Origin of the sequence: Micromonospora sp. NPDC005206, from assembly GCF_040608175.1 — a bacterium.
In the GTDB taxonomy this organism is placed as follows: Bacteria; Actinomycetota; Actinomycetes; order Mycobacteriales; family Micromonosporaceae; genus Micromonospora.
Genome location: NZ_JBEXHU010000016.1, coordinates 188,203 through 208,011, shown reverse-complemented (window position 1 = coordinate 208,011; position 19,809 = coordinate 188,203). Strand labels below are relative to the sequence as shown.

Sequence of the window (19,809 nt, the reverse complement as noted above, 5' to 3'; positions counted from 1 at the left end):
GACGCCTGGGCGGTGGCTGTCCCGCTACATGAAGTTGCGGGTGTGCAGGGCGGAGAGCGCCGCCGCCTCGTCGGGCCGGAAGCCCAGCCGTACCAGCCGGCGCTGCCGGCCCTGATCCATCACGTGCTGCAGCTTCTGCACCCGCTCGAAGCCGGCGGACACGTCGTCTGGGTGCCAGCCACCGGCCGCGAGGACCACCAGCGCGTCGAACACGTCCGCGTTGAGCCCCGCGGTGTCGACGAGCGCGTCGTGGCGGCGGTGGATGGCCGCGCGGAGCCGGTCCCGCAGCAGGGGGTCCACGGTCGCCTGGTGCTCGAGGTGTGCCATGCCGAACACCACGTGCCGTCGCTCGTCCTGCATCGCCAGCCAGCAGACGCGACGGGTCACCGGGTCCGGTGCGTTCTGCTCCAGGAACGAGAGCAGGTCGACGAAGCTGCCCTCCCCGAGTACGGAGAGCAGGAACGAGGCCAACGCGAAGTCGGACTCGGCGACGAGTGTGAAGAGCGACTGCCGACCGCCGGCCGACGACGTGCCCAGCTCGGCGCCCCGGAGCAACGCTCGCCGGCCGAACACCTCCATGTGCCGGGCCTCGTCGGCCATCTGCACCGCGAGGAGCTGCATCACCTCACGGAAGTGCGGATGTATCCGCCCGACGAACCGTGCCGGCACGACGAGCGCGGCCTGCTCGTTCTCGACAAGGTAGGTCATCACCTGCACCACCGCCGCCTCGACGTCGGCCGGCAGCGCGAACGCGTCGTCCCACGGCACCGCGGTCTCCGGGTCCCACTGCCGCGCCGCCGCCTGCGCGTACAGCTTGGGGGCGACGTCGGCCCACACCAGATCGCGGTCGTCCAGGTCGAACCGGGCCTCGGGGCCGCCGGATTCCAGCAGCGCACCGCGGGCGCCGAGCCCCCACCGTGGCGGCGGGTGCCTGCTGAGCGCCGAGGGCAGGGCGGGCCCGGCCCGCTCCGCGCCGAACCAGCGGGCGTCGTCCGCCGTGCCGCGGACGACCACCGCGACCAGTTCGCTCCGGTCGGCCGGATCCGGCCATTCGAGCCGGTGACCCCGGCTCCGGCACCAGGCGGGCAGGTGCACCGGCAGGGCGGGGTCGAGGCCGGAGACCGCCAGCCGGCCGCCGGGCGGTAGCGAGGCGAGTGCGCGTTGCACCAGCAGGTGCGCGCCCCGGTCGAAGCCCAGACCCCCGAGGTGGATCTCGGCGTCGGCCGCCGGCGCGCCGCTCACGGCCGGTAGTCCGCGGCGGTCACCCGCCCGTCGGCCGCGTAGAACCCGCTGGCGTCGACCGCCCGGGCGAGGGCGTCGTACCCCGTGGTGCGGCCGTCCTCCCAGGCGGTCAGCCCTTCGAGGTCGAGCAACGGGCGTACCTCCGGGTCGGCGTAGGACATGCCACGCAGCAGCGTGCCGAAGAGCCGGACCCCGGCGGACTCCGGATCGCGCACCGTCATGTTGCAGTGGTCGTATCGTGCGGTCTGCGCGACGATCCGGGTGCCATCGGGCGGGAGCGTGCCCTCCCGGACGAACGCCAGATGGTTGGCGTCGATCATGCAGGCGGCGTCCACCTCCTTGGCCACGAGGGCCCGGGCGGCGTCGCGCTCACCGCCGATGTGATCGCCGTGCAACCCGACGCCGACGTCGAACCGGCGCACGTCGACCTCGACCCCGGCGGCCGCGAGGTGCCCGAGCGGGATCAGCGTCGCCTGTGGACTGTCCATCGCGCCGACGGCGACGAGCGAGCCGGACAGGTCCTCGACCTGTCGGACGGGTGAGTCGGCGCGCACCACCACGACCGAGGTGAGGTCCCGGTCGGTGTCGCGCATGGTGAGGGCGCTCACCGTGCCGCCGCTGGCCGCCGCCAACCGTTCGGCCCGCAGCCAGGCGAGCGGTGAGTTCCACGCCGCGTCGATCCGCCCGGCTACGAGATCGTCGACCTGCCGCTCGTAGTGCGAGTAGAGGACGAAGTCGAAGTCCAGGCCACGCCCTCGCAACCAGGCGCGGAAGCCCTCCCAGATGGTCACCACCTTGGGGTCGTACGCGACCGCGCCCATCAGGACAGTGGGTGCCGCCATCAGCGGTTGACCTCGTCGAGCAGCGGCAGCCCGGTGGCGACTCGGCCGACGAAGTCGTGCAGGGCGTCGGTGGTGGGTGCCATCGCCCGGGCCGCGCGGGAGTCGCGGAATCGGCGTTCGAGGCCCAACTCCTTGCGGAAGGCGCTGCCGCCGCAGAGCTGCATCGCGCCGTCGGTCACCTCGGCGGCCGTCTCGCCGGCGAGCGCCTTGACCTGCAACACCCGCAGCGTCGCGTCCTCCCGGCCGGTCTCCAGCGCGGTCAGGGTGTCGCCGAGGAAGGCGCGCAGGGCGTCGGTGCGGATCTTCAGCTGGGCGTAGCCGCGCCGGGTGACCGGTGCGTCGCGAAGGGCCGCGCCGGTGTGCGCGAGGGTGGTGCCCGTGAGATGCCGGCCCGCTTCGGCGACGGCGCTGTCCGCGAGGCCGAGGCAGAACGCGGCGTTCAGCACCAGGAACCAGGGGAGGACCGCGCCGAGCGCGGTGTCGAGGCCGGCGCCGTCGGCGGCCAGCATCGCGCTGGCGGGGACGCGGACCCCGTCGGCGGTCATCGGCCGGGAGCCGTTGCCGCGCAGGCCGAGCCCATCGAAGTCGCCGGCGATGCTGAGGCCGGCGCTGCCGGCGGGAACGAGCCACAGCGTCATCGGACCCGCTCCCGCAGCGAGCGGGAGGCTCGACCAGACGTAGCTGTCCGCCTCACCCGCCGAGGTGACCCAGCTCTTGCGGGCGTCGAGCCGGACCGCGCCGTCGTCCGTCGTCGCGGTGCCGGTCGGCGACCAGAAGTGGCTGCGCGAGCCGAACTCGGAGAACGCCAGGGAGGTCAGGTGTTGACCCGCGCCGATGGCCGCACGGACGTCACGCGGGCCGTGCGCTTCGATGACGGCGGTCGCCGCGTAGTGCATGAGGACGACCATCGCCGTGGAGCCGCACTCGGCGGCCAGTCGTTCGATGACCTCCGCGACGGTGCGCAGACCCTGGCCGCCGCCACCGACCTCGGTCGAGGAGGCCAGGCCGAGCAGGCCAGCCGCGGCGAGGGCGTCCACGCTCTGTCGAGGGAAGGTGCCGTCCCGGTCGACGAGCGCGGCCTGAGGGCGGATCACGTCGTCAATGAGCGTGCCGAGCGTCGTCAGGTGGTCGGTGTTGGGGCGGGCTTTGTCGACACTGGCTGTCATGGGAATGTCCCCTTCGGCCGGACCGATGGCACCGCCGTCGAGGCTATCCCAGTCGAGCATCGCGAGGCGAGGGCGTCGGATGGCCGACATGGGCGCGAACCGCTCGCGTGGTCCTGTCGGCGAGGATGACCGGCGTCGGGCGGCCGCTCACCGTCCGGCGCGGGCGTCCTCGCGGTGCGGCCGGCCGTGCCCGTCATCCCGGTCGATCCGCAGCTCCCGTTCCAACTCGGCGATCACCGCGCGCAGATCGTCGAGCCGTTGGCTGATCGCGATGCGGTCCACCTCGTCCGGTACGCCGTCGCCGTCCTCGTCGTACCCCGGGGCCAGGCGTTCGGTCATCTCCAGCCGGCGTGCCTCCTCCATCGAGTTGACGATCACCGCGATGAGGATGTTGAGCAGCAGGTTGACCGTGATGACCACGTAGCTGACGTAGTAGAGCAGCGTCCACGGCGAAATCGTCATGCCCTGCTGGATGAGGTCCGGCAACGTCTCCAGGGAGAGCAGCACGAACAACGTCAGCAGGGACCGGCCGATGTCGCCGTACTGGTCGGGAAATCTGCTTCCGAAGATCAGCCAACCGGCCATGCCGTACACGTAGAGCGTCACCACGGCCAGCGCGAGGAAACCACCGACGCCCGGCAGGCTGCGCCACAGGGCGGAGACGATGGTACGAAGGCCCGGGGAGAAACGCACCAACCTGACCATCCGGGCGACCCGCACCACCCGCAGCAGCGCCGGATCGCCGTGCAGGCCCGGAATGAAGATCGCCGCGATCACGGCGAAGTCGAAGACGTTCCAGCCGTGCCGGAAGAAGTCCTGCGGGCGACGGCCGTAGGCGGCCAGCCGAATGCCGATCTCGACGACGAAGACGGCTCGGAAGAGCAACTCCAGCCAGTGCAGCACGGTGCCCGCCACGGTCAGGCCCCGGTACGTCTCCAGGCCGAGGACGATCCCGTTGGCGAGGATGACGGCGACGATGCCGATCTCGAAGGGGCGCGACCGGGCGAGCCGACCGCAGGCGTCGACCAGTCTGGACCGGCCGGGCGCGGGCGCCGCCGGCTCACCCCGCGGGACGGGTACGCGTGCGCCACTCACCAGTAGCCCGGCCCGATGGTGCGTGCGGAGGCCGCCGGTCGGGCCCACCTCCGGCCGGCGTCGTGGCGGTGCGGGCGGCGTGCGGGCATGTCCATCACCCTAACCAAGCGCCCGACCCGTGACCGACGGTCTCCCGCTCGGCCGCGGGTGGGGTGACCGCGCGGCGCGTCAATGGTGGCCGGTCCGTTCCGGAGTGACCGGGGCTCCGAAGAACGTGGCGAACGGATCCACGAACCTCGGATGGGCCCGGTTCACGGCGTCGTGGCCGCTGCGGGGAATCACCAGGGTCCGGGCTCGGGGCAACACGCTGGCCAGGGCCTCGTTGAGGTCGACGTAGTAGGGCGGGCTGTCGGCGCCGCAGGCGAGCAGCACCTCGGCGGTGACGCCTTCCCATCGGCTGGCCGGGCCGTCGTGCGCCCGGATCAGGGCTGACTCGTCCAGGGTCATCGGCAGCAGGTCGGCCATCGTCCGCCCGATCGGCGTACGCACGAACGCGCGGACGATGGCCAGCCGTACGCCGAACGGGAGTTTCGCCGCCGCCATCTGCGGATTGATGCCGGCGGCCGTGATGGCGAGGCTCCGGGCGATGTCGCCGGACCGCAGCGCCTCCTGTGCGGGGTCGAGCCACGCGGTGGGGAAGCCGCCGTCGATGGAGACCGCGGCGTCGTAGACGGCGAGCCGGTCGATCGGCAGTCGGAGCGCCGCCTGGAGCGCGATGAAGCCGCCGGAGCTGTGGCCGATGACGTTTCCGGACCCGGTGTGCTCCAGCACCACGGCGAGGTCGTCGATGTCCTGCTCGAAGGTGTATGGCGTCGACCTGGGCGGGGCGTCCGCCCGCCCCCGCCGGTTGTAGAGGTGCACGGTGAACCGGTCGGCGAGCGCCGTGGCGAGCCGTCGGTACATGTCGATGGTGATCCCGCCGCCGTGCACCACGATGATCCCGGGCCCGTTGCCCGTCGAGTGCAGCACGATGTTCGCGCCGTCCCGTGCCGTGATCCGCTCCATCGCCAGCCCACCTCCCGTGATTGAACTGCGAACGACGTTTGCAGTTTACAGTAGATCCGTGAGCGACGCACCCACGAGAGCCGGCGACGGCGGTTCCGACCGGCAGCCGATCTGGGCCAGACCCGAACGCGGCAGCCGCGGTCCCGCCCCGGCACACAGTCGCGACGCCATCGTCGCGGCCGCCATCGCATTGGCGGACAAGGAAGGACTCGCGGCGGTGTCGATGCGGGCCGTCGCCACCGCGCTGGGCACCGGGGCCGGGTCGCTCTACCGGTACCTGTCGTCCCGGGACGACTTGCTGGACCTGATGACCGATCGGGTGGTGGGGGAGTTGCGGCCGTACCCGCGGGCGGAGGGCGCCTGGCTGGACGGGATGCTGCTGCTGGCCCGCCGGCAGTTGGCGCTGCACCGCCGCCACCCGTGGCTGACCGACGTGATTCACCGACCGTCCGGCATCGGCCCCGAGAGCCTGGCCTGGTTCGACACCTGCCTCCGGATCCTGGAGCCCGTCGGCTGCGCCGTCACCTCAAAGTTCGAGGCGATCGCGATGGTGACCGGCGTGGTGAGCCTCTTCGCGCGCAGCGAGGCCACGGCCGGGTCCTTCACCTTCGCCGGCACCGACCTCGCGGCGTACCCGCACCTGGTCGCGGCGTTCGGTCAGCCCTCGCCACCAGCGCCCCGGACAGACCTTTTCGAGCGGGCCCTGCGCGGCCTGCTGACCGGTCTGCTCCTCGCCGAGCCCGCTGCGTAATCGACCACGCCCTGCCGTCCGGTGTGGGCGGAGCGCGCCGGCGGGCGGCGGGTACGGACACCCGTCGCCCGCCCGGCTTGCCGGTCGGCTCGGCCGACGGTCAGGCCTGCGCGGCCCGGATCGCGTCGTGCAGCGGGGTGCTCGGCCTTCCGATCAGCCGGCTGAGATCGTCGCTGTCGGTCACCAGCTCACCGATGGCGATCGAGCGGTCGAGCGCGGCGACGAACCCGGCGGTGCCGGCGTCGAGCCCGACGTTCTCCAGGGCCGAGGCCAGCTCGGTGGCCGACAGGTCCTGGTGTCAGCGGCCTTCTCCGGGGTGCGGACGATGGCGGCGATCTCGGCGGCGGATACGCCGGTGTCGAGCAGCTGCTGGATCACCAGGCGGCCCAGGCGGCCGGTGGCGCCGGTGACGGCATAGGTGGGCATGACAACCTCCGGTAGGGTGATGCAAACCTGTAAGCACTTACGAATCTACAGCACATGCTAAGTCGTAACTGTGGGGTAGGCTGGTGAGGTGAGCGACATGCCGGCCCGGGACCCGGCGGGGCCTACCCAGGAACTCGTCAGCGATGTCTTCGCGCGGGGCTGCACCTCCCGCGCGGCCTTCGAGGACGTCACCTCGAAGTGGGCGTCGCTGGCCCTGCTCGCGCTCGGTGAAGGTCGCTACCGGTTCAACGCGCTGCGCCGCCGCATCGACGGGGTCAGCGAGCGGATGCTCTCCCAGACCCTGCAGACCCTGGAACGCGACGGCATGCTCACCCGCGAGGTCCTCACGGCGATCCCGCCGCGTGTCGAATACTCGCTGACGCCCCTCGGCAGCCGGGTCGCGGAGCAGCTTCGCGGCCTCGCCAACCTGCTGGAGGCCTCGGTGCCCGAGCTGCAGACCGCGCGCGACGCCCACGAGCGCGACCGGGGCTAGCGCTTCCGCGGCACACCTGCCGCGTTGATCATCCTGCGGCGGCCGGGTTGTAGCCTCAGCCCTCATGAGCTGGCTGCCTGACGAGTTCGTCCACCCCGTCCACGTGCCCGTGCCCGGCACCGCGCTGCACCTGCGGCCGATCCGCGAGGCGGACACCCCGCTCGACTACCCCGCCGTGATGGGCTCCCAAGAGCGCCTGTGGGAGATCTTCGGCCCGGCCTGGGCCTGGCCCCCGGCGACGATGACCTATGAAGAGGACCGCATCGATCTGCTGCGGCACGAGAAGGAGATAGCCGCGCACGAGTCGTTCAACTACGCGCTGCTGGACGAGGAGGAGACGGCGATCCTGGGCTGCGTCTACATCGACCCGCCCGAGCGCGCCGGCTCCGACGGCGAGGTCTCCTGGTGGGTGGTGGACGATCTTGTCGGCGGCGAGGAGGAGCGCGCGCTCGACGCGCTGGTGCCGCGGTGGATCGCGGCCGACTGGCCCTTCCGTCAGCCCCGCTATTTGGGCCGCGACATCACCTGGCAGGAGTGGCTCGCGCTGCCACGCGCCTCGTGAGCCGTCCGTGACGGTGCCCGCCTGGCCGTCAGGCGTTGAGCGTCTCGCGGGGCGGTACTCCGTAACTGGCGTGGTACCGGGCGGTGAACCTGCTGTGGTTTGCGAACCCCCACCGGCTCGCGATCGCCGACACGGTGTCCCGGCGAGGGTCGGCCAGGAGCAGGTCGTGGTGGGCCCGATCGAGCCGGACCTGCCGCAGGTACGCCATCGGGGTGGTGTCGAGATGACGGCGGAAGGCGAGTTGCACCGCCCGGAGGGAGACCGCCGCGGCGTCCGCGATGTCGGCCGCCGTGATGTCCCGGTCGGCGTGCTCGTCCATGAAGGCGATGGCCCGGCGCAACGTTGCGGTGTTGGCGTCGCGTCGGTCCTGAACGGTCGGATCGGTGACCGCGGTGTTGGGAAAGACGGTGAGCGCCGACGCGGCGAGCATTCGCGCGGCGTTGCCGATCACCAGCGGCTGCGCGCTGGCGATCGGGTTGTTCAGGACGACGTCGCTGACGTAGCTGGTGGTGTTGCGCCACTGTCGGGCGAGGGTCGCCGAGGCCGGGCCGATGTCGGTGAACCGGATCTGACCGGGTCGCCGGCCCGGCGCGGCGGTGGCGACCTGCGAGAGCACCGCGAGGTCCAGCACACAGATCTCCACCTCGCCGGGGTGCCAGCGCACGCTGTATGGCAGGTCGGGCCGGGTGGCGAGAAAGACGTCGCCGGGAGCGAACCGGTGGGCCGTGCCATCACAGGTACGGTCGACCCGGGCGGTGTGGGCGCGGCAGATCACCAATCCGTCGATGGCGCCCACCTCGATGTCGAGGTACGCCGTCTGCCCGGTGGTCGCGACGGCGAACGGCCCGGCGTCGACACGTTTGTGGACGAGCCGGATTCCGTCGTCCCCGCCGCGCATTCGTAGTTCCGTGTTGTACGTCCTGGCCAGGAAGTGGTGGATGGCCGACGGATCTCGGCTGTCGAACCCTCGGGTCTGCACTGGTGACGTCATCCGCTGTCTCCGTCCGGAATGGTGCCGCCGAATGGCGAACCAGGGCCGGCGGCGAGGTCGGGACGTGCCTGCGCGGAGGCGCGTCCCGGCACGCTGCTGCCGGCGGAGCCGTTGCGGTGCCAGTGCCCGCCCGCGCCGTCCAGTTCGGACGGGTGGCGGGACCTGGCGGCGGGGGTGTTCGGGTTGGGAGATCTCGGGGTGAATGGAGCGTTGTGAGCGGGACGGCGGCGGTCGGTCGAGCCAGTGTGGATCGGAGCTGATCTTTTGATTCCCGCTATCGGAATAGCCAATGACGGGAACTCAATCCCTACGATAATCCGCCCGTGTTCCGCTCGCGCTCGTCCGATCCGTTGAGTCGACTTCGCTTTCCGGCTACCGCGTCCGGGGTTCCTGCGTCTACTGGCCTAGCCATGCAGGTTGCACCGGCGGAATTCTTTTCATGATTCCCCGGGGGTCGTAGGGGATGCCGGGCGACTGGCCACGTAGGGGGAGACCATTGGACAGTACCGAATCTGACCGGGTCGTTCGGTTCGCCGTGGCCGAGACGCTCGCGCGGGTGGCGGGCGAGGACAGTCTGGCACTGGGCGAGACGGACGCGTTGCAGAGCCTCGGGAGTGCGCTGCGCGAGGTGCTGCGCCGGGCGCTCGACGACCGGGTGCCGCTCACGACGCCCCAGTTCGTCGACCTGTGCCGCGACCTGCGCCTGAACCGCGACTCCATGGACCTGCTGGGGCACCACCTGCTGACGGCGCTGCTGACCCACCAGGTGGGGCCGGACGCGCTGGTCCGCGTCGGCGCACTCCTCGGCACCGTCCGGCGCTACCTGCCCGCCGGCCGGCAGCCCACGCACCGCAACGGCGGCCCGGTGCCCGGGCGACGCGACGTACGCTCCGACAACAACGTCGTGGGCCGGTACCGGCCGAAGCTGCCGGAACACCTGCCCAGCCCGCCGACCTGGACCTGCACCGGTTGTGGTCGCGACTGGCCCTGTGCCACCAAGCAGAGTCAACTCCTCGCCGAGTTCGGTGGGGCGCGCGCCGCCCTCGCCGTGTACCTCGGCTCCTGCCTCGTCGCCGCCGCGCAGGACCTGCCCACGCTGCCGTTGCCCGGGGCCCGGCTGCGCTTCCTGGGCTGGCTGCCCCGAGCCCGGATTAGAAACGCGCCCTAGGCAAGACCGGTATCGATGCGATGGAATGTCATCCACGCGCCGCATCCCGGGGCTGGCGACCATCGTGCCGATCTCCGCGATCTTCAGCTGGTACGACTACATGCGCTACCAGGGGGTGCTGCGGTCCGCCGACTATCCCGGCTACCTGCACTTTTACGTCAACGGCCGCACCGACGGGGTCTGCGCGGACGTGCTGGCCCGGCTGTGCGCCGACAGCGCCGAGGAAACCGGTGACCACAACCGCTTCTGGGCGCAACGCGACTACCGGCCCGCCGCGGGCCGCGTCCGGACCAGCGTGTTCGTGGCGCACGGCGTCAACGACCTGAACGTCACGACCAACCAGTTCGCCCGCTGGTGGCAGGAATTGGCCGAGCAGGGCGTGCCCCGCAAGCTCTGGCTCTACCAGGCCGGCCACGAGGACCCGTTCGACGTCCGACGCGCCGAGTGGGTCGACTCCCTGCACCGCTGGTTCGACTACTGGTTGCAGGGGCTGCACAACGGGGTCATGGACGAGCCGCGGGTCGACCTGGAGACCGCGCCCGGAACGTGGACGACGCAGCGGGACTGGCCGGCGCCCGGCACCCGGTCGGTCCGGGTCGCCCTCGGCGCCGGGGACGGCGTGACCGGCACCCTCGGCGGGCGCGGCGCCCGGCCGGGCCGCGAGCAGGCGTACGTCGACGAGTCGCTGACCGAGGCCGAGCTGGTCGCCGAGCCGAACACCGCGACGTCCGGGCGGTTGGTCTTCCTCTCCGGAGCGCTCGCGGCGCCGGTACGGATCTCCGGCAGCCCTTCGGTGCGGCTGCGGGTCCGGGTGGACCGGCCGACCACCGAGCTGACCGCCCGGCTGGTCGACTACGGCACCGCCGAGCGGATCCGTTACGACAGCTCGGAGGGCGTGCGGACGCTGAGCACCGAGTCCTGCTGGGGAGCCTCCACGACCGCCGACGACGCCTGCTACCGGGACACCGAGGAGATCACCGGGGTCTCCGACCACGCGGTGCTGACCCGGGGCTGGCTCGACGCCGCCCACCACCGTTCACTGCGGTTCCGCACCCCGCTGCTGCCGGACCGCTGGTACACCGTGACCGTGCCGCTGAACGCGTACGACGCGGTGCTGCCCGCCGGCCACGTGCTCGGGCTGGTGCTCGGCCAGAGCGACCCGGAGTTCACCGAGACCGACGACCGGGACGCCACCGTCCGGGTCGACCTGGGCCGCAGCGAGCTGATCCTCCCGCTCGCCGGTCGGGCCGGGTTGCCCACGGTCGACGTCGCGCCACGGGTGGTCACCGCGCCGGCCGACCCGTCGGCGGCCCGGACCACGCGGGACACCCGGCAGGTGCCCTGACCGGCCGGCCCGTTTCCGGCACCCCACGCTGTCATCGGGTGACCGACCGCAGCGTCGCGCCGCTGACGGCAGCGCCTTCAGTGGGTTTGGGCAGGGTGTTCATCGTGGACCCGTATCCCGTACAACCGCCGTTAACGGCCCTCTCCGAGGCTTCTTGATCAAAGAGTATTCGCTTGATCGAGGAGAGGCTCGCACGTGAGGGACAAGCAACCCGAAGAGGTCGAGCGCGCGCAGCTGTCGCGGCGCAAGCTGGTCAAGTACGCGGGCATCGGCGCGACGCTGGCCGCGGCCAGCCCGTTGGTGGGCGGCGGTGCGGCCTGGGCCGACGAGGAGCGGCGGCCCGGCGACGACAAGAACGACCGGGGTGACTCGAAGGCCCGGGCGTGGCGCGCCGGTGACCACCACGTCCACTCGGAGTACAGCGGTGAGTTCGACACCACGAAGTCGCCGATCGTCTTCCACAAGGGCGCGGACGCGGTCTACCCGATCGTCACCAACGCCATCATGGCCAAGAACTTCGGTCTGACCTGGGCGATGTGCACCGATCACGGTGGACCGACGCACTCGAAGGTGAACATCGAACAGGCGTACCCCGACCTGCTGCGCTCGCGCAAGCTGGTCCCCGAGGTGCTCCAGTTCTGGGGCATGGAGTTCGACGCGCCCTCGCTGGACCATCACACGCTGATGATCCCGCGCCACGACGACGAGGCGAAGCAGCTCTTCGAGCTGGAGAGCCGGTTCGCCAAGTACGACGCGTTCCCCACCGACCCGGCCCGGGACACCGAGGCCAAGATGGTGGAGTTCCTCAAGGTCGCGCGGGGCATGCCGCACAAGCCGCTGGTGATCGCCCACCACGCGTCCCGCTCGGCGCCCGGTCTCGGCGTCTACGGCCAGGACACCCCGCGCGAGTTCCGCAACGGCAACAACGCCGCGCCGGACGTCTACATTGGCTTCGAGGGCGCACCCGGTCACCAGGCCGGTCCGCTCAACGGTGGCGCGCGGGGCGGGTACGGCAACCACCCCACCTACGGCGGCTTCGACCAGATGACCGCGCGGGTCGGCGGGCTGTGGGACTCGCTGCTCGGTGAGGGCCGACGCTGGTGGATCACCGCGACCTCGGACTCGCACGTGCACTGGACGCGCGGCGGCTCGGACTTCTGGCCGGGCGAGTACAGCAAGACCTACGTGCACGCCCGCCAGGACTACGGCGACATCATGGACGGCCTGCGCAACGGCCGGATCTGGGTCACCACCGGCGATCTGATCCGCAGCCTCGACGTCACCGCCAAGTCCCAGGGCAAGACCGCCGAGGTGGGCGAGACCATCACGGTCAGCCGTCGCAACCGCACCGACGTCGACATCGAGATCAAGTTCCGTCCGCTGAACGGCGAGAACGCCAACGGTGACCGGCCCGAGGTCCGCCGGGTCGACCTGATCGTCGGCCAGATCACCGGGCCGAGCGCCAGCCTGGACGCCGACACCAACCCCACCACCAAGGTGGTGGCCCGTTTCGGCCCGCGCGACTGGCGCCGGCAGGGAGCGGACTACGTCATCCGGCACACCCTGCGCAACGTCGAGACCGACACCTACGCGCGGGTCCGCGGCACCAGTACTGACGAGGCCGAGCCGCTCGCCGACGGGCTGGAGAGCCCGTGGGACGACCTGTGGTTCTACTCGAACCCGGTGTTCGTGCACGTGCGCTGACCAGCGCGACAGCGGATCGCGGGTCCGCCGGTACGGCTCGACGCACGACGGTCGGGCGGTGCTGGCGGACCCGCGCCGCTTTCAGCGGCTGGCGGGCGACTCGCCCGGATGTCAGGCGGTGCCGCGGCGGCGGGCCCGGGCGGCGGGTGCCCGACTGCCCGGCTCGGGCGCTGCCCCCGACCGGTTCGGGCCAGGGGCGGCCGGGTCGGGCCGCACCTGCGCGACCACCTCGCATAGGTCGCGCAGCGGGTCGACCGCCTGGGCCGAGCAGGCGACCCGCTGGAGCAGGGCCCGCAGCGTCGCCGACTCGGCCGGCGTGAGCGCCCCCAGAAGGTGCGACTCGACCTGCCGCAGCGCCCGACGCCGCTGCTCCCACGCCGCGCGGCCGGCGGCGGTGACGTCCACCAGCCGGCTGCGCCGGTCGGCCGGGTCCGCCCGACGGGCCACGATCCCGGGGCGTTCCAGGTCGTCGATCAGGTAGGTGAGCACGGTGCGGTCGATGCCGAGTTCCTCAGCGATCGCACCCTGGTTCCGGGCCGGTCCGTTGATCGCGGCGGTGAGCACCTGGTAACCGCGCGGGCCGCCGGGGAAGTCGGCGAGCGCGTGCTCGGCCGCCCGGACGTAGCCACGGAAGACGATCCCGAGCATCCAGCCCAGGTCGTCGTCGAGCGGATCGGGCCGGTCCCGCGTGTCACTGGCACCCGTCATGCGTCGACAATAGCGCAGCACCGCAGACCTTGTTGGCAACAGATGTTCTGTATGGCATAAGGTTGAGGTCATGACGCGTCGTACCGAGGCGTCGCGCGAAACGGAGGCTCCGCAGATGGGCGACTACGGCCACGACCTGGTGTTCGGATCGTTCACCACGCCGGGCAGCGACGATCCGGACCGCACCGTCGGCCTCGCAGTCCTGGCCGAGCAGGTCGGGCTGGACCTGGTCACCTTCCAGGACCACCCGTACCAGCCGAGGTTCCTCGACACCTGGACGCTGCTGAGCTACGTGGCCGCGCGGACCAGTCGGGTGCACCTGTCGGCGAACGTCACCAACCTGCCGCTACGCCCGCCGGCCGTGCTCGCCCGCAGCGTCGCCAGCCTGGACCTGCTCAGCGGCGGCCGGGTCGAGCTCGGCCTCGGCGCGGGCGCGTTCTGGGAGGCCATCGAGGCGATGGGCGGCCGACGGCTGACCCCCGGGCAGGGAGTGCGGGCCCTCGAGGAGGCCATCGACGTCATCCGCCAGCTCTGGGACGCCGAGGCGCGGGGAGGAGTGCGGGTCGACGGCGAGTTCCATCGGGTCGTCGGCGCCAAGCGGGGCCCGGCCCCCGCGCACGCGGTGCCGATCTGGCTGGGCGCGTACAAGCCGCGCATGCTCGAGCTCACCGGCCGCCGGGCCGATGGGTGGCTGCCGTCGCTGGGCTACCTCCAGCCCGGTGATCTGGCCAAGGGCAACGAGATCATCGACGACGCCGCGCGGCAGGCCGGCCGCTCGCCCGGGGACGTCCGCCGGTTGCTCAACATCTCCGGCCAGTTCGCCTCCGCCGGGCGCGGCACGCTGCACGGGCCCACCGAGCAGTGGGCGCGGGAGCTGGCCGAGCTCGCGCTAAGCGACGGCATCAGCGCCTTCATCCTCGGCAGCGACGACCCCGACGACCTGCGCCGGTTCGCCGGTGAGGTGGCGCCCGCCGTCCGCGAGCTGGTCGCCGCCGAGCGCGACCGTGGCTCCGCGCCGGCGCGTTCCCCGGTCACCGAGCCGGCGGCCGTCGTCGAGCCCCCGGCGCGGCCGCGCGTGACAGGCGGCGCGTTCGCCGTCGTGCCGACCCCCGACGACGGGCGGCGGCTCAGCGACCAGCGCGTCTGGGACGAGTCGGCCCGGCCGAGCGGGCCCGCGCCCGACCCGACGCGCACCTACACCGCACAGGAGCAGGCGACCGGCCAGCACCTGGTGCAGGTGCACGACGGCCTGCGTGGCGAGCTGGCCCAGATCCACGATCTGATCGAGCAGGTCGCCGCCGGTGAGATCGACGCCGGCATGGCCCGGTCGCACATCAACACGATGACGATGCGACAGAACCGGTGGACGCTCGGCGCCTACTGCGAGTCCTACTGCCGCATCGTCACCACCCACCACACCATCGAGGACCAGGCGCTCTTTCCGCGGCTGCGGCAGGCCGACGCCCGGCTCCGCCCGGTCATCGACCGGCTGGAGCAGGAACACCACGTCATCCACGACGTCCTGGAGGGCGTGGACCGGGCCCTGGTCGCGTACGTCGGGGCGCCGGACGGGTTGGCCGAGCTGCGTGCGGCGGTCAACCTGCTGACCGACGCCCTGCTGTCCCACCTCAGCTACGAGGAGCGCGAGCTGGTCGAGCCGCTGGCCCGGCTGGGGGTGAGCTGACCGCGGCGATCCGGCTGGGCCGGGGGTTGCCCCGACCAATCTGAGAGACTACTTTCGAAACATGTCTCTCAAGAATCCGTTCGGGGATTTCGAGGTCACCGAGCCGCAGGCGCTGCGCGCGCTGGCCCACCCGGTCCGGCTGGCCATCCTCGACCGCCTCCAGCGGCACGGCCCCGCGACCGCCACCGGGCTCTCGCCGCACGTCGGCGCGACGCCGTCGGTGGTCAGCTGGCACCTCCGGCATCTCGCGACGTTCGGCCTGGTCACCGACTGGGAGGGCGCCACCAGCAAGCGGGAGCGCTGGTGGCAGGCGGCCGCCCGGGGCTTCCGCTTCACGCTGCCCGACGACGCCGAGGGGCAGGCCGCCGGCCGTCAACTGCGCGGCGAGATGTTCGCCCGGGCAGCCGACGCGCCGCAGCAGTGGCTGCTGCACGACGAGCCCCGGTTGGACGCCGAGTGGCGCGGGCTGGCCGGGGTGGCCGACACCCGGTTCGTGGCAACCCCCGACGAGCTGCGGCAGCTGGAGGACGCGATCGAGCAGCTGCTCGCCCCGTACGTACGGCGCAAGGACGAGCAGGAGTCACCGGCCGGCGCGCAGGTCGTCCGGATGCTGCGCTACCTGCTGCCCGAGCCCGGCGACGACCCGGCGACGTCGTGACCACCGTCGACACCGCGCCACCGCCGGCCCTGCACCGCGACCGGCGGTTCCGCACCTTCTGGATCGGCGAGACGATCTCCCAGTTCGGTGACCGGATCAGCGAGCTGGCGCTGCCGCTGATCGCCGTCTCCCTGCTCGCCGCGACCCCTGCGCAGGTCAGTGTCCTCACCGCGCTGATCTGGCTGCCCAACCTGCTGGGCCTGTTCCTGGGCGCGTGGGTGGACCAGCGCACCCGCAAGCGCCGGCTCCTGATCATCGCCGACCTGGTCCGCGCGGCGGTGCTGCTCAGCCTGCCGGTGGCCTACCTCTTCGACGCGGTCACCCTCACCCAGCTCTACCTGGTGGCGCTGCTGACCGGCGCCGGGGCGGTGCTGTTCGCCATGGCGCGCCAGGCGTTCTTCGTCGCGTTGGTGCCGCCGTCGGCCTACGTCGACGCGACCAGCAAACTGAGCATGAGCCGCGCCGTGTCCTTCATGGCCGGCCCTGCCGTCGGCGGTGGACTGGTCCAGGCGCTGAGCGCGCCGGTCGCCGTCATCGTCGACGCGGTGTCGTTCCTCGGGTCCGCGCTGCTGATCGGCCGCATCCCGGTGACCGAGGCGCCTCCGCCGCCACGGCGGTCGTCCACTCTCGGCCTCGTCCGCGAAGGTCTCGTGCTGGTGCTGCGCCACCCGGTGCTGCGCGCCGCGCTCGGCTGCACCAGCACCGTCAATTTCTTCTCCTTCATCGCCACCGCGTTGCTGGTGCTGTACGCGAATCGCGAACTCGACCTGTCCGCCGGCGCCATCGGCATCGCGTTCGGCGCCGGCGCGATCGGCGGGCTCGCGGGCGCGGCACTGGCGCCCCGGGTCTCCCGCGCCATCGGATTGGGCCGTACCGCGATGATCGGCGCGGTGCTCTTTCCCGCGCCGCTGGCGCTGACCGCGCTGGTGACCGGGCCGACCTGGGCGAAGGTGGCCACGCTGGCGGCCATCGAGCTGGTCTCCAGCGTCGGGGTGATGCTCATGGACGTCAACCTGAACGCCCTCATCACCGCGGTCACGCCCGACGACGCACGGGGCCGCCGGGCCGGCGCGTACGGCGCGGTCAACTACGGGATCCGGCCGCTCGGCGCGCTGGTCGGTGGCGCGCTGGGCACGACCATCGGGCTGCGGCCGACGCTCGTCGTCGCCGGCCTGGGCGGCGCGCTCGCCGTTTTCTGGCTGCTCGCGTCGCCGGTGCGCCACATCGCCAGCCTCGATACGGCGACCTGACCCCTCCGGCAGACCACCGGCCGTGCGGCGGGCGCCGCACCGCCGGTGGGGAGCGCCCGACGCCCAGGGGCCGCCATCGCCTGAGCGGCCCCGGGCAGCTCAGCCTGCGGGGGCCAGCAGCAACCGGGCCAACTCCGCGGGCTGGGAGACCATCGGCCAGTGGCCGGTGGCCATCGTGACCAGTCGCCAGTGCTCGCTGGTCAGCAGTTCGGCCACGGTGTCGTTGGGCTCGGGCCCGTCGAGCAGGCACTTGACGTACGTGGTCGGCAGCTCGCCGAGCGGGCGGGTCAGCACGGCCGGCTCGGTCAGCGTGGCGGCGGGGTGCGGGGTGAAGCCCTTGGTCAACCGGGCGACCTGCTCGTCGGTGAGCCCCTGGCCGTCGAGCTCGGCCGCGCTCAGCGGCGGCCAGTAGCCGCCGTTGTCGGCGAGCAACGACTCCAGCGCCGCCGGGCCCTGCCACCAGCCGGACGCGAACGACCCGCCGTCGACCGGCACCTCCGAGTCGACGAAGACCACCCGGCTCAGCCGGTCGCCGATCCGCCCGGCGGCCTGACCCACCGGGATGCCCGAGTAGCTGTGCCCGACCAGCACCACGTCGCGCAGGTCGCGCCGCTCGATCTCACCGACGATGTCCTGCACGTGGGTCTGCTGCCCGGCCGGCACACCCTGCTTCTCGGCGAGGCCGGAGAGGGTCAGCGGATGGGTGCCGTGGCCGGCCGCGCGCAGCGGCGGCAGCACCTCGTCCCACGCCCACGACCCCAACCACGCCCCTGCCACCAGTACGAATTCAGCCATGGACCGGACCCTAGCCGGGCCCTCCGACATCGCCGCCGCACCCGCCGAGCGTTCGTTCGTTCAGCAGTGGTCCAGTGCGGGCGGGCCGGCGTCGACCGGCATCCGGTAGATCCGGACCGGGTAGTCGACGGCGGCGCGCCCGCCGTTGAGCCCGGCGGTCAGGTGCAACTGGGCGGCCGGCAGCCAGAGCTGGGCGTCGGCGTCGATCCACATGGCGTCCACCCAGGCGAGCCGGGAGTCGGCGACGAGTGTGCGCACGGTGCGGTCCGGCGCCAGGGCGAGGATGCGCCGTCGTTCCACATCGCTGAGGTAGATGGTGCCGGCGGCGTCGATCGCCGTACCGCCGGTGCTCGGGGTGTCGAACCACCGTTCGACCCGCCGGCCCAGTTCGTCCGCGGACACCGACGGGTCGTCCAACCACCGGGTGCCGATGCGGGACATCCCGCCGGAGGCCGGTTGGTAGTACAGCCACCGGCCGTCGGGGGACACCTCCACCTGGTCGGCGTGCACGTGGACCTCGCCGCCGTCGGGGTCGCGCAGGGGACGGCCGTCCGCCACCAGGCGCCCGCCCACGGTGCTCGGATGTCCGTCCAGAACCCGCCTGGCCCGCCCCGAGTCGAGGTCGAGCACGATCAGGCCCGGCGAACCGGCGTCGGTCAGGTAACCGACGCCGTCGTGGAACCGGACGTCGTCGACGTAGCTGGTGGGGTGCACCGCCGACTCCAGGTGGTAGATCCGGTCGACCCGGTCGCTGTCCGGGTCGACCACGATCAGCCGGGCCCCGCCCGGGACCTGCCGGGTGCCGATCCCCGGCGCGCCCGCGTCGATGATCCACAGCCGGCCGTCCGGGCCGGCACGCAGCCCGTTGACGGTGACGAACGCGGCGTCCGGTGGCTGATCGGCCTGATTCCACGCGGCATCCGGGTACGGGTCGCGCCGGCCGTCCGGCAGTGCCTCGGCGACCCGCACGCCCGGCCCGTCCGCCGACGGGTAGCTCAGAAAGATGCGCCCCCGCAGGGTCGTCACGCCCGTGCACACCCGGTCCTCGGCGAGCACCGGCGTCAGTCGAGGGTCCTCCTCGGTGGGCAGCGTGGACACGGGACCGCTCCTCACTCGCCCGACGGCGTCGTGGGCTCCAACCGGTGGCCGGGGGAGCCGACCACCCGGCGCGCGGTATCCCCGGGTCGTGCCGCCCGAAAGCGGCGGCCCGTGGGTCGCCGCCGACCGCCACCCGCCCGGCGGGGCGCTCAGCCGGGTGGCGGGGCCGGTCGGTCCACCAGGGCCGCGAGACGCTTCGGGGCGAGCAGGCAGTAGCTCTCGGTCAGCAGCTCGGCGACCTCGTCCCAGCCGGTGTCGTCGTCCACGACCATGCCGAGCACGGTCGGGCCCCACTCCGGCTTGTAGAAGGGATGCCCGCTGGCCACCAGCCCGGCGATCTCGTCGGGCGGTGAGCGGAAGATCAGCAGGCAGGTCGGGCGGTCCACGTCCGCGGCGCCCGCATGGGCGGCCTGGTGGTCGGGATCGACGGTGAGCACGTGGGCGAAGGTCCGCTTGCGGATCCGCCAGCGGGTGCCCACCCACGCCGGCTCCTCGTACGTCTCCGGCAGCCCGAGGCAGATCGGCCGCAGCCGGTCGAGGACCTCGGGTGGGACGTCTCCAGGTTCGGTCACGGTCCGCGACCCTAGCCGGGCGGTACGACAGGTCACCGTCTCGCACGGCGGTACGGGCGTACGGGACGTGTGTCGACGGACTAGCGAGTGAGCAGGGCAGACGTCAATAGACCTACGTGCATGAAATTGAGAGCGATCGGCATCCCGGGTCATCGGTGTCGGCTGATGGCCGTGACACCTACAGCGATGCCAGGATTGCTCGTGGTAACAAGTTCTGCCACACCGTTACGCGCCGTCGCCGTCGCGTCGACCGG

Annotated in this window: 20 protein-coding genes; 9 read left to right on the top strand and 11 right to left on the bottom strand. The window is 72.3% G+C overall.

Annotated elements, in window-relative coordinates:
- Positions 1-24: 24 nt before the first annotated feature.
- From ABZU69_RS24900 to ABZU69_RS24880, 5 genes are all read right to left on the bottom strand, one after another.
- Positions 25-1,242 (bottom strand): ferritin-like domain-containing protein, encoded by a 1,218-nt coding sequence (locus ABZU69_RS24900; protein ID WP_354966747.1) that lies wholly within the window; start codon positions 1,240-1,242, stop codon positions 25-27.
- A complete protein-coding gene (locus ABZU69_RS24895; protein ID WP_354966746.1) occupies positions 1,239-2,084 on the bottom strand; it encodes a PhnD/SsuA/transferrin family substrate-binding protein in 846 nt (281 codons plus the stop codon). The genes ABZU69_RS24900 and ABZU69_RS24895 overlap by 4 nt, the downstream gene beginning before the upstream one ends.
- A complete protein-coding gene (locus tag ABZU69_RS24890; protein WP_354966745.1) occupies positions 2,084-3,250 on the bottom strand; it encodes an acyl-CoA dehydrogenase family protein in 1,167 nt (388 codons plus the stop codon). Before ABZU69_RS24890 ends, ABZU69_RS24895 begins: the two co-directional genes overlap by 1 nt.
- A 147-nt stretch (positions 3,251-3,397) precedes the next feature.
- Complete coding sequence (locus tag ABZU69_RS24885; RefSeq protein WP_354966744.1) at positions 3,398-4,345, bottom strand: ion transporter; 948 nt, start codon at positions 4,343-4,345, stop codon at positions 3,398-3,400.
- 168 nt (positions 4,346-4,513) lie between these two features.
- A complete protein-coding gene (locus ABZU69_RS24880; RefSeq protein WP_354966743.1) occupies positions 4,514-5,350 on the bottom strand; it encodes an alpha/beta fold hydrolase in 837 nt (278 codons plus the stop codon).
- 58 nt (positions 5,351-5,408) lie between these two features.
- Here ABZU69_RS24880 and ABZU69_RS24875 point away from each other — a divergent pair, with 58 nt between their 5' ends.
- Entirely contained in the window at positions 5,409-6,101 is a 693-nt protein-coding gene (locus ABZU69_RS24875) for a helix-turn-helix domain-containing protein (RefSeq protein ID WP_354966742.1), read from the top strand.
- Positions 6,102-6,281: 180 nt separating this feature from the next.
- Here ABZU69_RS24875 and ABZU69_RS24870 read toward each other — a convergent pair whose 3' ends face one another.
- Entirely contained in the window at positions 6,282-6,527 is a 246-nt protein-coding gene (locus ABZU69_RS24870; RefSeq protein ID WP_354966741.1) for an SDR family oxidoreductase, read from the bottom strand.
- 97 nt (positions 6,528-6,624) lie between these two features.
- On the opposite strand from ABZU69_RS24870, the gene ABZU69_RS24865 reads away from it, so the two are divergent.
- Entirely contained in the window at positions 6,625-7,020 is a 396-nt protein-coding gene (locus tag ABZU69_RS24865) for a helix-turn-helix domain-containing protein (protein WP_354966759.1), read from the top strand.
- A gap of 64 nt (positions 7,021-7,084) precedes the next feature.
- Positions 7,085-7,582, top strand: a complete 498-nt coding sequence (locus ABZU69_RS24860) for an N-acetyltransferase (RefSeq protein ID WP_354966740.1) — start codon at positions 7,085-7,087, stop codon at positions 7,580-7,582.
- Positions 7,583-7,610: 28 nt separating this feature from the next.
- On the opposite strand, the gene ABZU69_RS24855 is transcribed toward ABZU69_RS24860, so the two are convergent.
- Entirely contained in the window at positions 7,611-8,573 is a 963-nt protein-coding gene (locus ABZU69_RS24855) for a helix-turn-helix domain-containing protein (protein WP_354966739.1), read from the bottom strand.
- Positions 8,574-9,069: 496 nt separating this feature from the next.
- Between ABZU69_RS24855 and ABZU69_RS24850 the strand changes: the two genes are divergently transcribed.
- From ABZU69_RS24850 to ABZU69_RS24840, 3 genes are all read left to right on the top strand, one after another.
- Complete coding sequence (locus ABZU69_RS24850) at positions 9,070-9,741, top strand: hypothetical protein (RefSeq protein WP_354966738.1); 672 nt, start codon at positions 9,070-9,072, stop codon at positions 9,739-9,741.
- 25 nt (positions 9,742-9,766) lie between these two features.
- Entirely contained in the window at positions 9,767-11,086 is a 1,320-nt protein-coding gene (locus ABZU69_RS24845) for a CocE/NonD family hydrolase C-terminal non-catalytic domain-containing protein (RefSeq protein WP_354966737.1), read from the top strand.
- A 195-nt stretch (positions 11,087-11,281) separates the two neighbouring features.
- Complete coding sequence (locus ABZU69_RS24840) at positions 11,282-12,790, top strand: phosphoesterase (RefSeq protein ID WP_354966736.1); 1,509 nt, start codon at positions 11,282-11,284, stop codon at positions 12,788-12,790.
- Between the two features lie 111 nt (positions 12,791-12,901).
- On the opposite strand, the gene ABZU69_RS24835 is transcribed toward ABZU69_RS24840, so the two are convergent.
- Positions 12,902-13,498, bottom strand: a complete 597-nt coding sequence (locus ABZU69_RS24835; protein WP_354966735.1) for a MarR family winged helix-turn-helix transcriptional regulator — start codon at positions 13,496-13,498, stop codon at positions 12,902-12,904.
- A 70-nt stretch (positions 13,499-13,568) separates the two neighbouring features.
- Here ABZU69_RS24835 and ABZU69_RS24830 point away from each other — a divergent pair, with 70 nt between their 5' ends.
- The 3 genes from ABZU69_RS24830 (at position 13,569) to ABZU69_RS24820 (ending at position 17,090) form a co-directional block, all read left to right on the top strand.
- The gene (locus ABZU69_RS24830; protein ID WP_354966734.1) at positions 13,569-15,182 is read left to right on the top strand and encodes an LLM class flavin-dependent oxidoreductase; all 1,614 of its coding nucleotides are present in this window, start codon (positions 13,569-13,571) and stop codon (positions 15,180-15,182) included.
- A 61-nt stretch (positions 15,183-15,243) separates the two neighbouring features.
- Positions 15,244-15,840, top strand: a complete 597-nt coding sequence (locus tag ABZU69_RS24825) for a helix-turn-helix domain-containing protein (protein WP_354966733.1) — start codon at positions 15,244-15,246, stop codon at positions 15,838-15,840.
- The gene (locus tag ABZU69_RS24820) at positions 15,837-17,090 is read left to right on the top strand and encodes an MFS transporter (protein ID WP_354966732.1); all 1,254 of its coding nucleotides are present in this window, start codon (positions 15,837-15,839) and stop codon (positions 17,088-17,090) included. Before ABZU69_RS24825 ends, ABZU69_RS24820 begins: the two co-directional genes overlap by 4 nt.
- 99 nt (positions 17,091-17,189) lie before the next feature.
- On the opposite strand, the gene ABZU69_RS24815 is transcribed toward ABZU69_RS24820, so the two are convergent.
- From ABZU69_RS24815 to ABZU69_RS24805, 3 genes are all read right to left on the bottom strand, one after another.
- On the bottom strand, positions 17,190-17,885 hold the full coding sequence (locus tag ABZU69_RS24815) for an alpha/beta hydrolase (protein ID WP_354966731.1): 696 nt from the start codon (positions 17,883-17,885) through the stop codon (positions 17,190-17,192).
- Positions 17,886-17,945: 60 nt separating this feature from the next.
- Complete coding sequence (locus tag ABZU69_RS24810) at positions 17,946-18,983, bottom strand: L-dopachrome tautomerase-related protein (protein WP_354966730.1); 1,038 nt, start codon at positions 18,981-18,983, stop codon at positions 17,946-17,948.
- 149 nt (positions 18,984-19,132) lie between these two features.
- Complete coding sequence (locus ABZU69_RS24805) at positions 19,133-19,555, bottom strand: MmcQ/YjbR family DNA-binding protein (protein WP_354966729.1); 423 nt, start codon at positions 19,553-19,555, stop codon at positions 19,133-19,135.
- Between the last annotated feature and the right edge of the window lie 254 nt (positions 19,556-19,809).

Bases quoted from the DNA above. Each gene is read 5' to 3' on its own strand.
- ABZU69_RS24815 (WP_354966731.1), bottom strand. From the start codon at position 17,885: ATGGCTGAATTCGTACTGGTGGCAGGGGCGTGGTTGGGGTCGTGGGCG.
- ABZU69_RS24890 (WP_354966745.1), bottom strand. From the start codon at position 3,250: ATGACAGCCAGTGTCGACAAAGCCCGCCCCAACACCGACCACCTGACG.
- ABZU69_RS24825 (WP_354966733.1), top strand. From the start codon at position 15,244: ATGTCTCTCAAGAATCCGTTCGGGGATTTCGAGGTCACCGAGCCGCAG.
- ABZU69_RS24830 (WP_354966734.1), top strand. From the start codon at position 13,569: ATGACGCGTCGTACCGAGGCGTCGCGCGAAACGGAGGCTCCGCAGATG.
- ABZU69_RS24880 (WP_354966743.1), bottom strand. From the start codon at position 5,350: ATGGAGCGGATCACGGCACGGGACGGCGCGAACATCGTGCTGCACTCG.
- ABZU69_RS24895 (WP_354966746.1), bottom strand. From the start codon at position 2,084: ATGGCGGCACCCACTGTCCTGATGGGCGCGGTCGCGTACGACCCCAAG.
- ABZU69_RS24865 (WP_354966759.1), top strand. From the start codon at position 6,625: ATGCCGGCCCGGGACCCGGCGGGGCCTACCCAGGAACTCGTCAGCGAT.
- ABZU69_RS24860 (WP_354966740.1), top strand. From the start codon at position 7,085: ATGAGCTGGCTGCCTGACGAGTTCGTCCACCCCGTCCACGTGCCCGTG.
- ABZU69_RS24870 (WP_354966741.1), bottom strand. From the start codon at position 6,527: ATGCCCACCTATGCCGTCACCGGCGCCACCGGCCGCCTGGGCCGCCTG.
- ABZU69_RS24845 (WP_354966737.1), top strand. From the start codon at position 9,767: ATGTCATCCACGCGCCGCATCCCGGGGCTGGCGACCATCGTGCCGATC.
- ABZU69_RS24835 (WP_354966735.1), bottom strand. From the start codon at position 13,498: ATGACGGGTGCCAGTGACACGCGGGACCGGCCCGATCCGCTCGACGAC.
- ABZU69_RS24855 (WP_354966739.1), bottom strand. From the start codon at position 8,573: ATGACGTCACCAGTGCAGACCCGAGGGTTCGACAGCCGAGATCCGTCG.